The sequence below is a fragment of the Paenibacillus sp. P32E genome (assembly GCF_001909085.1).
GTDB lineage: Bacteria > Bacillota > Bacilli > Paenibacillales > Paenibacillaceae > Paenibacillus_AQ > Paenibacillus_AQ helianthi.
The window spans coordinates 153672-170171 of the sequence record NZ_LVYY01000006.1 but is presented as its reverse complement, the minus strand read 5'-3'; the positions used below and the strand labels follow the sequence as shown (position 1 = coordinate 170171).

The window sequence follows — 16500 nt, the reverse complement described above, 5'->3', positions numbered from 1 at the left end:
CTCATGCCGCCTTGCCTCCTTGCTTGCTAAGCTTGACACGAGGGTCTACTACCGCATACAGAATATCCGCCAGCAGATTGCCCAGTACAACCATAACTGCCGTTACGATGGTTATGGCCATAAGTACTGAATATTCACGCTGGGTCGCCATTTGCACGTACAAGCGGCCCATACCCGGCCAGTTGAATACACTCTCGGTTAATGCGGCCCCTCCCACCAATATTGGAAGATCCATTCCCAGAACCGTAATGATTGGAATAAGTGCATTGCGCAGCGCATGGTGGAAAATGACCTTGCGTTCTTTAACACCCTTTGCACGTGCTGTTCTGATATAATCCTGATCCAGCACTTCAAGCATGCTTGCTCTCGCATATTTCATATAAGACACCAGAAAACCAAGGGCCAGAACGGTAATCGGCAGCACAAGGTGCATGAATAAATCACCAATGTCCCCTTCTTTGCCCCGTGTGTGCATGTCCGATAAGGGGAACCAATCCAGCTTCAGAGAGAACCACTGCTGCAGTAGGATTCCGAACCAGAACGTCGGCATCGCAAAGCCGATATAGGAGATGAAGGATGCGGACTGGTCAGATAATCCGTATACCTTGGTGCTGTTGTAGATGCCCCAGGGAATCGCAATGATCAGGGACACCAGCCAAGCTGCTCCCATCAGAATGAAGGTGTTGCCGATACGAGGCAACAACAGATCGGATACCGCGAGATGATTTTTAAAGGTATACCCCAGATCGCCCTGCAGCAGGTCGCCGATCCAGCGAATATACTGAATATAGATAGGTTTATCCAGACCCAAATTATGCGCTTGCTGCTTGAATATTTCCGGTGAAAGACCAGGGGACAGCATCACCTGGGTCGGCCCTCCGGGGGCCGCATGTATAAGAAGAAAGGTAACTATAGTAATCAAAAAGATTACCAGCACTGATTGCAGTACGCGACGGATCAGATATTCTGTCATCAAATGTCCTCCTAGAGATGGTAAGACATAGAACCCGGAACTCCCTTATGACAAAAGGAGAAGAGGAAAGAGAATTCTCTTTCCTCCCCCGTAATTCTATTTCCTGTGTCTGTTTGTTTAGTTGGTTACCCACCATTTGAGAGCATGGAAGTACTGTCCATAGCCCAGTGACGGCTCTGGAGCATCTTCGTCTGCCCAATGAACTCTAGGGCCCGTACCAATGGCTTGACCATATTGATACAGGAACACGTAAGGCAGATCAGTAGAGATTTCTTTACCTACTTCTTTATAAATTTCTTTACGCTTCGCTTGGTCAACAGTAGAATATCCATCTACCCACAACTTATCCAGCTTCTCATTCTTATACCAGCCGCTGTTCTGTCCAGCAGGCGGGAAGTATTTGGAGGAGAAGACGCTCTCTGAATCCGGGTCCGGAGTGTTCAGGGACCACGCTAACAGCAACGCTTGGAATTTACCCGGTGTTACGTTCTGGTCAATCCAGGCTGCAAAGTCAATGGCTTTTGGTGTTACCTCAATGCCGACTTCTTTCAGGTTCTGCTGAATGACAGCAGCAACCTGCTCACGGCGGCTGTTGCCCGCATTATATTGCAGTTCGAAGGAGAAACGGTGTCCGTCTTTGGTGAGAATACCATCCTTGCCGGCAACCCATCCGTCTTCTGCCAACAGCTTCTTAGCTGTTTCGGCATTGTAATCATAGTTAACAGCTGCATCACCCGGATCAGCCCAGGTACCTGGCAGGAACGGTGCGTTCATCAGCGCGCCGACACCCTTCAGAATGTTGTCGACCATCCCTTGGCGGTTCAGTGCGTGTGCAATGGCCTGTCTGGTCTTCTGTCCAGCGAACAGACCGTATTTGTCTTTGAAGTTCTTCGAATCAAAGTTGAACATTACATATTCGTACTGAGCGCCTGGCTTTTGGATGATATTGATCTTGTCGTTAGCTTTGACCGCTTCAACCTGAGTAACCGGAATAGCACTGATATGGTCTGTGTCGCCCTTCAGGAGAGCTTGAACTTCGGTATTCTGGTCGGCATAGATTTTATAAACCACCTGTGCAATGTGAGGTTTAACTTCGCCCCAGTAGTTGGGATCAGCATCAAGGGTATGGCTGTCGCCCTGTTTCCAGGAGGTCCATTTCCAAGGTCCGCTTGTGACGGTCTTGGCCGGGTCAGTACCATATGCATTGGTTTGCATGGTTTTCGGTGCTACATCCTTCAGAATATGCGCTGGTACAATAGCCTGGCAAAGTGCGTAGAGGAAAGGCGCATAAATCTTGGACATCGTAATTTTCACAGTGTGGTCATCGACCTTCTCTACGGTCTTCACTTTGTCAAAAGCACTTGTAAGCGGTGATCCGGTTTCCGGATTCTTGGCCGTTTCGATGGTATACACCACGTCATCGGCTGTAATAGGCTGACCATCACTCCATTTGATCGTATCTTTCAATTTAATGGTGTATGTCAGTCCATCTGCGGAGATTTCCGGTACAGCTGCTGCCAGCGACCAAGGTTCTGCTTGTACATTGCCCTGACGGTCCAGATCATAGAGCTTCGCAAATACGAATTCTGCTACATCACCGGAAGAGGTGTCGTTAATCATGAGGGGATTAATATTTACGATATCGGAGAAAGAGCTCATAACTATCGTACCGCCATCAACCGGTCCATCTGCAGCCGGTTTAGAAGCAGCGGGGGCTTCACTTGCGGCAGGAGCAGAGCTCTCTGCTGTAGCACTCGGTGAATTAGTTGCAGTGTTATTTGTACTGCAACCTGTGAATAGAACTCCTACAAGAGATAGAACCAGTAAACCAGACCACCATTTTCTCTTTTTCGCCATTAAATTTACTCCTCCTTTTGTTAGATCCGTGTAACGTAAACCGTCAATGCCATCAGGTTCCAATGTACCCCTTTGTTCAACCTCCCTTGTGTAAATCACAACATCGGTCTTCAAGGTATGTAACAATACCTTACAAGGAATCTCTTACCCCTTCAGTCGCTATCCCCAGAATAGACCGAAGGTCAATAAACTGCAGGAACAGCACTTGAGGAGGTAAGGTTTCCCATATAAATTATGGTTTATATTACATGTTAAATTTTCTTACGTCAATATCTTTTTTATCCGTTTTTTACCTTGTATTATTTCTATTATATGTATTAGATCGCCTTACAAACCCATTACATTTCCTATTTAGATTTTTAATTCCATTAATAGTTAAAAGGATATAGGTTTCTATCACGAACTATTAAATTATTAATGTAAACGTTATGTGATGTTTTCATTTGTGAATATACATTTTTTCATAATTAAAAGAAGCGAACCGCGATGAGAGGCTATCCGCCTATCCGCTGTTCGCTTTCTTAAATAATGTAGCCCGATTTGGCTCTATCGTATATTTATACCAAATTTTACGTCGATGTCCGCCAGCCACTCCAGACGTAATTGCCCCCCTCTATTTACTCACACAATTCCTGCCTTTTTTCTTCGCGCGGTATAGGGCGGTGTCCGCTGATTTCATTACGCTTTCCGTGGTTTTGTACTTCTCGTTCTTCTGAGAAACCCCGATGCTTACAGTTATGTAGATTTGCTTAGTGGCTTTTGTGCTGGCAGATCTTTTTTTGGATTTGCTTTTGGATCTGCCTTTGGCGCGCAGGGTGAAGGCCCGCTTGGATATCTTGTCCCGCAGCTCTTCGAGATGGGGGAGCACATCATTGATGTTTTTCCCCGGAAAAAGAATCGTGAATTCCTCCCCGCCATAGCGGAAGGCTCTCCCGCCGCCGGTAACGTCCTGTAAGGTGGATGCCACCAGCTTTAGCACTTCATCTCCGGTATCATGTCCATAGGTGTCATTGAATTTTTTGAAGAAATCAATATCCAGCATCGCAATGGTATAGTTAAAGCCCAGCTTCATCATGTCCTGCTTGAGCGCCCGCCGCGAAGGCAATCCGGTAAGCTCATCGGAAAAAGCCATCGAATACGAATCCTGAATGATCGAAAGAATGAGAACCACCCCTGAAACGGCAAAAAATATCGAATACAGCAGCGGACTGCTGCTCTGATCCAGCACGTAAAACATGGCTAGCAGGACACTGATGAATGAAATTTCCTGTGATGAGGACCGGTATACGATTAACCTGACTAGCAGAATAGCTAAAGTGACGACAAATGCAATAACAGACAGCTGCGGTATGGGAGTGACGTCGTGAAGATTTACAGGTACAACATCTGTATTCAATAGATTAAGCCATTTGCTGTCCCCTGATTTCATCTGCCAGAACAGAAACAGGCACTCTGCCAAGATCAGAGCGATCCGAAGGCTGCCCCATAAACTGATGATGCCCCGCTCTTTAAAAAACGAAAACAACGCAATGTTCAATGGAATCACCAGACAGATAATAGAATAGATATCCTCCTTCCGCACTGCCATACCCGGAATTTCCGGTAAATAGGTTGTGGAGGCCAGGCAAACCGCCAGAATAATCAGAATGTAGAATTCCCGGCTACGGTTAAACTTCCAGGATAATATGGCCCCCACGCCAAAAATAACATACGGAGAAAGACTCGCCGCCGCCAGCTGTGAATCAGACATGGCATTCGTACGGGTAGACAAAAAGTAGGCTGCCGCAATGAGAAACAAGGGTATGGCTCTGGAAAAGAAAGCTGTAATGGTCGTTCTCAAGCTTAGGTAATTCCCTTCATGGAGTTTTTCTGTGGCTCCCTATTATATCGGTTTATTGAGGTGGCAGCTTCACCAAAACGTCGTATACCCTGCCAGCTTCCACATTCTTGATTATGCCATCTTCGATGCGGCTGCCGTTTACATACACTTCTACAGCAGTCACACCCGCCTCCCGTTTCATCGCAACATGCAGATCGGCCCCTCTAAAGCTCCGTTTGACCGACGCCTCTTCCCAGTATGCTGGAAGCTGAGGATGGATGCGGATTCCCTCCTCATTCCCCTGTACCCCAAACAGACCGTCAATCAGGCAGCGGTATACCCATGGCACCGTCCCTGTATTGAACAAATGGCTGGAACGTCCGGCGGTACGCGGAAACTGTCGGTAAGCCCCCCGATAATAGTTGGGGATGAACACAGGCAATTGGCCGCGTCGGATCAGATCCTCAGGGTCTGGTCCGGGGATCATTTTGCGCAGCAGGCGGAAGGCATCATCCGGTTCACCCACGGCGTAAAGCGCATAGATATAAAAGGCTGCTGCATGGTTATACACCGCCCCGTTCTCGGCGGTTCCCGGATGCTTCTGCGTGACTCTGCCCACATCCTCACGCATGGCAGTGTAGGATGGCGCGAGCTTTTCCAGCCCATAAGGGGTTTCCAGCTGCTCCTTGACCGCACGCATCAGCTTCTCTTGCTTCGAGGCATCCGCAGCCCCGCACAGCAGAGCCCAGCCTTGAGGGTTAATGAAAATCCGCCCCTCCGTATCCTTACTGATGCCGAATACCACATTATCATCGGTGATTCCCCGGGCATACCAGTTGCCGTCCCAGAGATATTGATTAATGACCACATTCGCCTCATCCGCCGCCGCAGTGAGCTTCCTGCTCATCTCCGGTCGTCCGCTAGTACCGCAGATATCCGCCCAGATCATGAAGGCATATGCGGATGCCATGGTCAGCCAGCCGGAGACGCCTTTGCCTTTGTAGCCCACCATGTTCATCGGATCACACCAGTCGCCCTGGTCGATATAGTTCAAACCGCGCTCATCCGTTGCCTCCATCAGCCAGAACATCGCCCGGTTGATATGTTCATATACGGTAGCCGTCTCTTCCCCGCCCGCAAAAGCAACCTCTTCCTCCAGAATGGTGTAATCATTCGTTTCATCCAGATAGGTGCTCAGACAAATGGGCAGCCAGACACAATGATCCATATGCGGAACCTGATTGATGTACTTCAGCTCAGCCGCTTCATGCAGAATGATTCCGTCCGGCATGGCACCGCTTGCATTTTGCTGGCTTAACGCCGTGAGAAACGCATTTCTTGCCATCTGTGGCTTGATATAGCTCATTCCCATATTGTCCTGGAGATAGTTCCGGGTCTGCGGGTCTGTCGTCAGGCGGTTGGTCTGTCCATGATAATACATTTGCCGGGGCAGCCAGTGATTCACAAAGTTGTCCAGTTCAGGATCAGGCGTCTTAATCTCGATGCAGCCTTTGCCCTCCTGTATATATCCCGCATATTCCCGCTCCGCCGCAGCAAATCCATCCTCACTGCCGGAAGCCGCATTCAGGAAATACTGCTGGCGGATCTGCGCGATCTCCTCTTCTGTTTTGGCCGGACCAAAAATAAAGCGGTAGAGCTTGTCTTCACCAGGCGTAAGCTCCAGACTGTATTGCAGGACACACAGCGGCATCTCATAACGGGCATCCCCTTTGGAGAGTTCCTCCTGCTGAACGGCCGATGGCATGCCAATCCCGCCTTCACCTTCAAAAGCTTCCTGGCTGGCTTCCCAGGCGCGCGGCGGCTGATCGGCAAGGAGAAAGGTTTTGTCCTTCAGCTGCTTGATCTTCGCATAGTCCTGATATTTCTGATATGGGGTAATCGCAGAACAGACCATCCCCTGCAGCTCTTCATGATACTCCGCCGACTGATTCATCCACGACATGTAGCCCACTGTAAAATAAGGATAGATGCTGAGCTTCCGCTTCCGGTCCGAGAGATTCTTCACCTTCACCCGCCATAGCTCCATGGCCTCGTCTTTGGGCAGGCTGAGCGTCATTTCCACAGCAATGCCAAGATGCTCAAGCTTCCAGACAATATGGTGTTTCCCTACAGCAAACGTGTATTGGTCCGGCAGAACACGAACCGGCTCATACGGTGCCGAGAAAATCTCACCCGTCTCTTCATCCTTCACATAGAGAAACCGGCCGGGATGATGGGCATAGTAGGGCTGCTCCGGCTGCATGAAGGTCTTCGCTTCCAGATTCGGCGCATAGGAATACTTGGCAGGCTCTGGCTGCATAAACTGCGCGACCGCATATCCGCGGCAATTGACGTGAATCATCATCTTCTCGTTCCATAGAAACCCTGAAGCTTTGGGGAGCTGAGTGGGACTCGTCAATTCAACATATTCATTGTCTTGTGTGGCTCTAATCATCATGTATCCTCCCTTTATTCACCCGTTATTCATCCTAAATCACATAGTAGTTTTAGTATAACTGTCATAGAAGAGATAGTACATTGTGGAGTGGTAACGCTCTCGGCAGCAGCAAAATAAGGGGATGTCCCCTAAGTGGGGCACCCCCTGCTGTTCTACAGTAGGAAGTATTATAGTATGGTATAACGCTATAGAATTACTGCTCTTTATTCCGGCCAAGCAGCCCGCTGAGCGCCTCTGTAAAATTCATGCCGGTAAGCGACTGGGTCAATTCAGGAACCTGGGCCATGATTTTAGCGATATCACCGGTGATTTTATTCACCCCGGATGAAGCCCCATCCTGTGAAATCACTGTAATCTTATCGACCTTGGCCAGCGGGGAAGCGATTTTTTCAGCCAGCTCTGGCAGAACTTTTAAGAATTCCACTGTGAGTGCGGCTTGCGTAAACTGTTTGTACGCTTCGGCTTTCTTCTCCAGTGCCCCTGCTTCCGCCGCTCCAGCCAGTTGAACAATTTCTGCGTTGGCTCTCCCTTTCGCCAGCTCTGCTTCCGCTGTTGCCAGCCCCCGTTTGGTCGTGGTGGCTGCCTCTGCTTCCGCCTCAAGAATCTGCCGCTGCTTGGCGGCTTCCGCTCTCATGATCGTAGCTTGGTTCTCCGCCTCAGCAGGCTTGATCACCGTTGCCTCCAGCTCCTTCTGTCTCAGCTCAACTTCGATTTCCCGGACGGTCCGGTTCGCCTCCGCTTCCATCTGCGTGATCTTGACCTGCTCGGTAACCAGCGACTGCTTGATTTTGTTCTGCTGTAATTCGTATGCAAGATCCGCCTGTGCTTTCTTCACTTCAGTCTCCAGCTTAAAGTCCGCCTGCTTAATGTTCAATTCCTTCTCAAACTGAGATTCCTTGGCGCGGGCGGCAGTTCCTGCTTCAATGGTGGCCTGATGCGCATTAGCTTTGGCAATGGAGGATTCTTTCTCCGCCTCGGCTTGCTTGATCTGAATGTCGCGTTCCGCTTCCGCCTTGGCGATGCTGGCATCCCGCCGGATGCGCTCAATTTCCGGAACCCCCATATTGTCGATATATCCTTTGTCATCCGTAATTTTCTTAATGGTGAAGCTGACTACCTCAAGTCCCATCTTGTCGAGGTCTTCCGAGCAGGTCTCCCGCATCTTGCTGTTGATTTCGTCAGGAGTCTTGAGAATGGATTCCACTGTTAATTGTCCGATTAAGCCGCGCAAATGGCCTTCCACCGAATGCAGGATAATCGTCTCGCGGTCTTCCTCCGGCCGGTCGATAAACTGCTCACTGGCAGTCAGAATAGCGGTAGGATCGCTTTTTATCTTAATCTGAGCCACCGCCTCCAGGTTGAGCTTGATGCCTTGCTTGGAGAACATCGCCTGCGCCGGGATGACGTCGAAGCTCATCAACATCATAGAGATGGTCTTATTGTTCTGGAAGCCGGGGATGACGAATGTCCCGCCGCCCTGGACCACTCTTTTGCCGCCAAGGCCGTACACAATCATCGCCTGATTGGGCGGAACCTTTTTATAAGAGTTCACGATACTGAACAAGGCCAGCAGAATAACAACAACAATTGCCGCGATTACATACAGAATAACCATTCGGATTGACACTCCCCGTGAATTATAATTGATCGATATCCCTCTCGAAGAGGGTGACTGCCGCCATTCCTTTGTTCACCTTCAAAATAATAACCCTGTCGCCTTTATCAAGCTGCTGGCCGGATTCTGCCCGTACTCCAATGGAGCGCATGGTTCCGTGCAGTACATATTTCATTTCCCCGACCGCCCCATCCGCTGCAGGGATACTGATGTACCCGAGCTGCCCTGCCTGCTCGTAATCCAGTTCATTCATGCTGCTGTCATACCGGGTCATCACCCGGGCCAGCACCGCATACATCACACAGCCCAGAAGCAGAGCGAGCACGGTACAAATCAGCACCACTGCGAGCATCCTCATTTCGCTGAACCGGGCAAGCACGTAACCTGTACCGCCCCAGACTGTGACAAACACCATCAGAGGGAGTATGGGTACAAAGCCGGGTCCACCGGCATCGCCGCCGCCCGCATGCAGATGACCCGCCAGGCCATGCCCATGAAATCCGCCGCTGAGGAGGAGTATTAGTCCAACCCAGAAGCACACGATAAATACAGTAACGATAAGAATCCCCCCTTTGAAGCATTTATAATAGAGCATTTTAAATAACCCTTAATGTCTCTAATTATCGTTGTTATGAGATTTCTAGTTCCTTGTACAGACTGCCTTTCCTTCCTGCACACACAACAAAAAGACCACAGAAGCGGCAGGGCTCTCCGTGGTCGGTTAATCGATCATGGCGCTCATCCTCTCTCTTCGAGGCTTACGGGGTTAGCTGACGGATTCGGGCAGCGAGATTGCCCTACCCTGCCACAGCGGCTTTTCAGCACGCAGCAGGGATTCACCCCGGGTGAGCGGCAGCTGACTGTGCAAAAGCCGCATTCACCATTGGTTCCCCCGTTCCCAATTACGGAATTCAGCCATATGAGAACAGTTAACTTACATTCGGTTGTTGATTTGAATCTTACGCCTGTGGGCATTTATTGTAAAACGTCCGGGATGACAAAAGAAGCCAAAAACGCCTCCCCTCCGCGAATGAAGGCGCATTCTTTGGTTTCACTCTTATTCGGCCGATGATTTGCTCACTGTTGCTCCATTTCTCGCAAGCTGTCCCAATCGTCCAAAGCCAAGGCCGCACGCACTATAAACCTTAGGCGCTTACGGTGTTGGCAGCAGCCGGGAAATTCTACGGAGTGAGAAAGGTTACGCTTGGCCGTGCGTCAAATGACGGAACCGGAAAGTGTATTTGGACAACTGCAACCGGGGCTTCCGGCGATTTCTACTTCGCGGTATGGAGAAAGTGACGCTTGAGGTAGGATGGCTTTCCCTTACCCATAATCTGCTAAAGCAAGCCACCCATGACCAAAAAAACAGAGCAGCGATCCTTCAATAACAGGAGAATCGCTGCTCTGCTCACTTTTTGTGGTTTTAAGAATGAAGAGAACTGCCTTCCGCCATAGAAAATCCACTTTTGGGCCAGCCCCTTTTTTTCGGAGAACCGGCATTAGTTAAGTGAATCCAACAGCGTCTTCAATTGCGGGTTGAGCTTCAGCGCATTCAGGATGATCTGCAGAGCTTCTGCGCGTGTGGCGTTGCTCTTAGCATCAAATTTCCCATCTGCTTTGCCGTTTATGATACCAGCTTGTGCTTCAGCTTTGATCTCGTTTGCTGCATAGGAACCCTTCAGGTCATTGAAATTGCCTTTGGTGGTGTCCTTCGTTACGTTGTTAAGGTTTAAGATGCGGGACAAAAGGATAACCATTTCCTCGCGGGTGATTGTTTTATCTGGCTTGAACGTAACATCCTCGTAGCCGCTGATAACCCCTGCCTCTGCAAGCTTCTCGATGGCGCCTTTCGCCCAGTGACTGCCAACGTCCTTAAATGCAACACCAGTATTGTTGCCGCTTTTGATATCGAATACCCGACTCAGAATCACTGCAAATTCAGCGCGCGTAATCTCACCATCCGGCTTGAACGTACCATCGTTGTAACCTTCAATCACATGGAGCTTTACGAAAGTATCGATAGTTTTTTCGGCCCAGTGCCCTTTCGTATCAGCAAGTTCAACCTTAACATTAGATTTCTTAGCTTCCTCTACCTTGGACTCGAAAGCATTAACTAAGTTTATTACATTAACAATGCCGCTATTGAATACATCAACCTCTTGTTTCGTAGGTCCAGGTGTCACTGTTGGCGTTATACTGTCCGCCGGCGGACCACCCGGTGATGGTAACCTTGATACATCCTCCCGATTCACAGTTACCATATACGTATTGCCAGTACCGTCTGGGGCCATTACGCTAATCTGAATCAGGTTCGCGCCCACCTGTAAGTTGTTGGCTCTATAGGTATACATATTGCCCGTTAGGGAACTGTACACGGCTCCCGAAACGGTAAACGTCGCATGGGAATCCGCTGTGGTAAAAGAAAGATTGCTGCTTGAAACCGAATTAGCTACATCATTCACGTTATATTTCAGAGTTGCTGCTGTAAATGCTGGTGTCAATGTCCCCTGATCCACTGACAAGCTGGACAACTGCGCATTTGATGACGTCCACTTCGCATAGAGGGTGGCATTCGCCGAGCCCATGCTGAAGGTGGCATTCGCCCCGTAGTCGGTGCCGCTTCCGTTAGCAGCTGTGTTCCAGCCTGCGAACATATAGCCCGACTTCACCAGCGTTCCGGTGTTCCCCAGCACTGTCACCGCGTTCCCCTGCTGATAGCTGTTGTTGTCGGTCGGAACCGTACCGCCGGTGTTGCCGTTTCCGTTATATGTTACGGCGAAGGTCGGATTGGCCGTCCACTTCGCATAGAGCGTGGCATTCGCCGTGCCCATGCTGAAGGTGGCATTCGTCGCGTAGTCGGTGCCGCTTCCGTCCGCCTTCGTGTTCCAGCCTGCGAACGTATACCCTGTCTTCACCAGTGTTCCAGTGTTCCCTAGCACCGTCACCGTGTTCCCCTGCTGATAGCTGTTGCTGTCGGTCGGAACCGTACCGCCGGTGCTGCCGTTTCCGTTATACGCTACGGTGAAGGTCGGATTGGCTGTCCACTTCGCATAGAGGGTGGCATTCGCCGAGCCCATACTGAAGGTGGCATTCGTCGCGTAGTCGGTGCCGCTTCCGTTAGCGGCGGTATTCCAGCCTGCGAACGTATACCCTGTCTTCACCAGCGTTCCGGTGTTCCCTAGTACTGTCACTGTGTTCCCCTGCTGATAGCTGTTGCTGTCGGTCGGAATCGTCCCGCCAGTGTTGCCGTTTCCGTTATACGTTACGGTGAAGCTCGGATTGGCCGTCCACTTCGCATAGAGGGTGGCATTAGCCATTCCCATCGCGAAACTACCGCTAACCGTGTAATCCATACCGCTTCCGTCCGCCTTTGTGTTCCAGCCTGCAAACGTATAGCCCGTCTTCACCAGCGTTCCGATGTTCCCCAGCACCGTCACCGTGTTCCCCTGCGGATAGCTGTTGCTGTCGGTCGGAACCGTACCACCGGTGTTGCCGTTTCCGTTATACGCTACGGTGAAGGTCGGATTGGCCGTCCACTTCACATAGAGGGTGGCATTCGCCGAGCCCATGCTGAAGGTGGCATTCGCCGCGTAGTCGGTGCCGCTTCCGTTAGCAGCGGTGTTCCAGCCTGCGAACGTATACCCTGTCTTCACCAGCGTTCCAGTGTTCCCCAGCACCGTCACCATGTTCCCCTGCTGATAGCTGTTGCTGTCGGTCGGAACCGTACCGCTGGTGTTGCCGTTGCCGTTATACGTTACGGTGAAGGCCGGATTGACTGTCCACTTGGCATAGAGGGTAGCATTCGCCGAGCCCATGCTGAAGGTGGCATTCGCCGCATAGTCGGTGCCACTTCCGTTAGCGGCGGTGTTCCAGCCTGCGAACGTATAGCCTGTCTTCACCAGCGTTCCAGTATTCCCTAGCACCATCACGGTGTTCCCCTGCTGATAGCTGTTGCTGTCGGTCGGAACCGCACCACCGGTGTTGCCGTTTCCGTTATACGTTACGGTGAAGGTCGGATTGGCTGTCCACTTCGCATAGAGCGTGGCATTCGCCGTGCCCATGCTGAAGGTGGCATTCGCCAAGTAGTCGGTGCCACTTCCGTTAGCGGCGGTGTTCCAGCCTGCGAACGTATAGCCTGTCTTCACCAGCGTTCCAGTATTCCCTAGCACCATCACGGTGTTCCCCTGCTGATAGCTGTTGCTGTCGGTCGGAACCGTACCACCGGTGTTGCCGTTTCCGTTATACGTTACGGTGAAGGTCGGATTGGCCGTCCACTTCGCATAGAGGGTGGCATTCCCCGAGCCCATGCTGAAGGTGGCATTCGCCAAGTAGTCGGTGCCGCTTCCGTTAGCGGCGGTGTTCCAGCCCGCGAACGTATAGCCCGACTTCACCAGTGTTCCGGTGTTCCCTAGCACCGTCACGGTGTTCCCCTGCGGATAACTGTTGCTGTCGGTCGGAATCGTACCGCCGGTGCTGCCGTTTCCGTTATACGTTACGGTGAAGGTCGGATTGACTGTCCACTTGGCATAGAGGGTGGCATTCGCCGTTCCCATGCTGAAGGTGGCATTTGCCGCGTAGTCGGTGCCGCTTCCGTTAGCGGCGGTGTTCCAGCCTGCGAACGTATAGCCCGTCTTCACCAGCGTTCCGGTGTTCCCCAGCACCGTCACTGTGTGCCCCTGCTGATAACTGTTGCTGTCGGTCGGAATCGTACCGCCGGTGCTGCCGTTTCCGTTATAGGCTACGGTAAAGGTCGGATTGGCTGTCCACTTCGCATAGAGGGTGGCATTCGCCGTGCCCATGCTGAAGGTGGCATTCGCTGCGTAGTCGGTGCCGCTTCCGTTAGCGGCGGTGTTCCAGCCTGCGAACGTATAGCCCGACTTCACCAGCGTTCCGGTGTTCGCTAGCACTGTCACGGTGTTGCCCTGCGGATAGCTGTTGCTGTCGGTCGGAACCGTACCGCCGCTGTTGCCGTTTCCGTTATACGTTACGGTGAAGGTCGGATTGGCCGTCCACTTCGCATAGAGGGTGGCATTCGCCGAGCCCATGCTGAAGGTGGCATTCGCCCCGTAGTCGGTGCCGCTTCCGTTAGCGGCGGTGTTCCAGCCTGCGAACGTATAGCCCGTCTTCACCAGCGTTCCGGTGTTCCCTAGCACCGTCACGGTGTTCCCCTGCTGATAGCTGTTGCTGTCGGTCGGAACCGTACCACCGGTGCTGCCGTTTCCGTTATACGTTACGGTGAAGGTCGGATTGGCCGTCCACTTCGCATAGAGCGTGGCATTCGCCGTTCCCATGCTGAAGGTGGCATTCGCCGCATAGTCGGTGCCGCTTCCGTTAGCGGCGGTGTTCCAGCCTGCGAACGTATAGCCCGTCTTCACCAGCGTTCCGGTGTTCCCTAGCACCGTCACGGTGTTCCCCTGCGGATAGCTGTTACTGTCGGTCGGAACCGTACCGCCGGTGCTGCCGTTTCCGTTATACGTTACGGTATAGGTCGGATTGGCCGCCCACTTCGCATAGAGGGTGGCATTCGCCGTGCCCATGCTGAAGGTAGCATTGGCTGCGTAGTCGGTGCCGCTTCCGTTTGCGGCGGTATTCCAGCCTGCGAACGTATAGCCCGACTTCACCAGCGTTCCGGTGTTCGCTAGCACTGTCACGATGTTGCCCTGCGGATAGCTGTTGCTGTCGGTCGGAACCGTACCGCCGGTACTGCCGTTTCCGTTATACGTTACGGTGAAGGTCGGATTGGCCGTCCACTTCGCATAGAGGGTGGCATTCGCCGTGCCCATGCTGAAGGTGGCATTCGCCGCATAGTCGGTGCCGCTTCCGTTAGCGGCGGTGTTCCAGCCTGCGAACGTATAGCCCGTCTTCACCAGCGTTCCGGTGTTCCCCAGCACCGTCACGGTGTTCCCCTGCGGATAGCTGTTGCTGTCGGTCGGAACCGTACCGCCGGTGCTGCCGTTTCCGTTATACGTTACGGTGTAGGTCGGATTGGCTGTCCACTTCGCATAGAGAGTTGCATTCGCCGTGCCCATGCTGAAGGTGGCATTCGCCCCGTAGTTGGTGCCGCTTCCGTTAGCAGCGGTGTTCCAGCCGGCGAACGTATACCCTGACTTCACCAGCGTTCCGGTGTTCCCCAGCACCGTCACGGTGTTCCCCTGCGGATAGCTGTTGCTGTCGGTCGGAACCGTACCGCCAGTGCTGCCGTTTCCGTTATACGTTACGGTGTAGGTCGGATTGGCATTCACTGTAACTGTAATTGTCCTTGTCGCAGTTGACGTACCGTCACTAACTCGAACAGTAAAACTGTCAGTCCCTGCATATCCGCTGGCAGGTGTGTAGGTAATGGTTCCTCCCGGTGCAATATCAGTACTGCCACTGGCTGCTGTTGCGCTTAAGAAATTGAGTGTCCCATGATTTGGCGGCGTACTTTGTGACCATGTCTCTACCTGACTGGGATCAGTATCGCTTACATGAAGCAGACCTTTGATATCTGTTGCACTTGAATCTTGATTTACGATAAAACTGGTTGTTACACCAATAAAAGCAGGTGCAGTGTTTGTGTTTCTGAAATTAACTGCATTGATATTGTCGATTCCAAAAGCCCCGGTAACTTGATAAGATCCATCGGTCTGGATACGAAATTTATCAATACCTACAAATTTAGTATTGGAAGATACATTAAAAGTAACAAGTTGTCCTCCAAGATATGCATCGGTTACAGTTAGAGACATGACTGCTCCAGAAACGGCTAAGCCATTTACATATCCTATAAGTTGAATATTTCCATTTGTCCCCAAACTTACACCAGACATTGCAATATCTACGGACTGGAGATCAAATATTTTCCCGCTGTTTGAAGACACTTCCATGTAGGATAATGGAGTTCCATCATTGGTCGCTCCGCTGATAAGATTGGTTTGACCTGTTAGGAATTCTGCACCAATGTAGCAATTTGTTGCGCTGCTTGACTTGAGCAGAAAATCATATCCATTAATATCAGTAGCCATTAGTCCTGAACCAGTAGACGATCCAGATATGATGATCGGTCCACTAACTGAATTGAAATCTGTACTTCCGTTTACGGGAGTATTAGCACTTGCAATCATTAACGTGTTCGTTCCAAATACAAGAACCAATACGAGGATAAAAACCTTCTTTACTACGTTTACTTGCGAACTGAGAATTCTTGCTTTTCGCCTTAAACTATTAGTCATAATTACCTCCACTGAAGTTAGTCACAGTATCACCCATTCTACGGGTGGCTTGATTTAGCCCCTATACAACATAAGATCGGACAAGGGTTTCCTTGCACCCTCATCATTTGTTAGGAAGTCGGGAAACACTTAACTTTTTCAAAATTGTTCGGCAAAACTCCCTACCTTTCCTGGTACGTATATATATATATATGTAATTTCTTTGTACAGTTGGATTTCACCTTCTATATTTTGACGTATTCCTTTCGTATGTTTTGAGTAAAACCGCCCAGCGATTCCCACAAGATGATCTAGCCCTTCCCCCATATCTCTTCATGCTGTTAACAAGATAGATCAGGCCCGATAAATTCACTATACCTATTATGGAGTATCTTCCTTCAAATAGAGCAAAAAGAATGGAAGGATTGGATTTCCGAGGTGTTTATAGCTACGCGGAATAGCTTCGATGTGAAGTTCCTCGGCGAATGCTGTAAACTTCTTTCGTTCCATAAAAATGCTCCCCATACAGTAACAGGTTTTTATTATTTCACCTGTCTACTATATGGGGAGCATATCACTCGCGGGACA

Annotated in this window: 7 protein-coding genes, 1 pseudogene and 1 riboswitch; of the genes and pseudogenes, 1 reads left to right on the top strand and 7 read right to left on the bottom strand. The window is 50.8% G+C overall.

From position 1 onward, the window contains the following. Position 1 precedes the first annotated feature (1 nt). From A3848_RS07660 to A3848_RS07635, 6 genes are all read right to left on the bottom strand, one after another. Positions 2-973 (bottom strand): ABC transporter permease, encoded by a 972-nt coding sequence (locus A3848_RS07660; protein WP_074084364.1) that lies wholly within the window; start codon positions 971-973, stop codon positions 2-4. Positions 974-1090: 117 nt separating this feature from the next. Beyond that, positions 1091-2830 (bottom strand): peptide-binding protein, encoded by a 1740-nt coding sequence (locus tag A3848_RS07655; RefSeq protein WP_074084363.1) that lies wholly within the window; start codon positions 2828-2830, stop codon positions 1091-1093. Between the two features lie 613 nt (positions 2831-3443). Next, a complete protein-coding gene (locus tag A3848_RS07650) occupies positions 3444-4670 on the bottom strand; it encodes a GGDEF domain-containing protein (protein ID WP_074084362.1) in 1227 nt (408 codons plus the stop codon). A gap of 52 nt (positions 4671-4722) precedes the next feature. Beyond that, entirely contained in the window at positions 4723-7104 is a 2382-nt protein-coding gene (locus tag A3848_RS07645; protein WP_074084361.1) for a GH36-type glycosyl hydrolase domain-containing protein, read from the bottom strand. A gap of 196 nt (positions 7105-7300) precedes the next feature. Continuing rightward, on the bottom strand, positions 7301-8722 hold the full coding sequence (locus tag A3848_RS07640) for a flotillin family protein (RefSeq protein WP_074084360.1): 1422 nt from the start codon (positions 8720-8722) through the stop codon (positions 7301-7303). A gap of 22 nt (positions 8723-8744) precedes the next feature. Continuing rightward, on the bottom strand, positions 8745-9317 hold the full coding sequence (locus A3848_RS07635) for an NfeD family membrane protein (protein WP_074084359.1): 573 nt from the start codon (positions 9315-9317) through the stop codon (positions 8745-8747). A 145-nt stretch (positions 9318-9462) separates the two neighbouring features. Next, a riboswitch (cyclic di-AMP (ydaO/yuaA leader) is annotated at positions 9463-9649 on the bottom strand. Positions 9650-9891: 242 nt separating this feature from the next. Between A3848_RS07635 and A3848_RS33545 the strand changes: the two are divergent. Further along, a pseudogene (locus A3848_RS33545) lies at positions 9892-10110 on the top strand (transposase); the annotation flags it as partial. Between the two features lie 111 nt (positions 10111-10221). On the opposite strand, the gene A3848_RS32820 reads toward A3848_RS33545, so the two are convergent. Further along, the gene (locus tag A3848_RS32820; RefSeq protein ID WP_074084358.1) at positions 10222-15726 is read right to left on the bottom strand and encodes an InlB B-repeat-containing protein; all 5505 of its coding nucleotides are present in this window, start codon (positions 15724-15726) and stop codon (positions 10222-10224) included. Between the last annotated feature and the right edge of the window lie 774 nt (positions 15727-16500).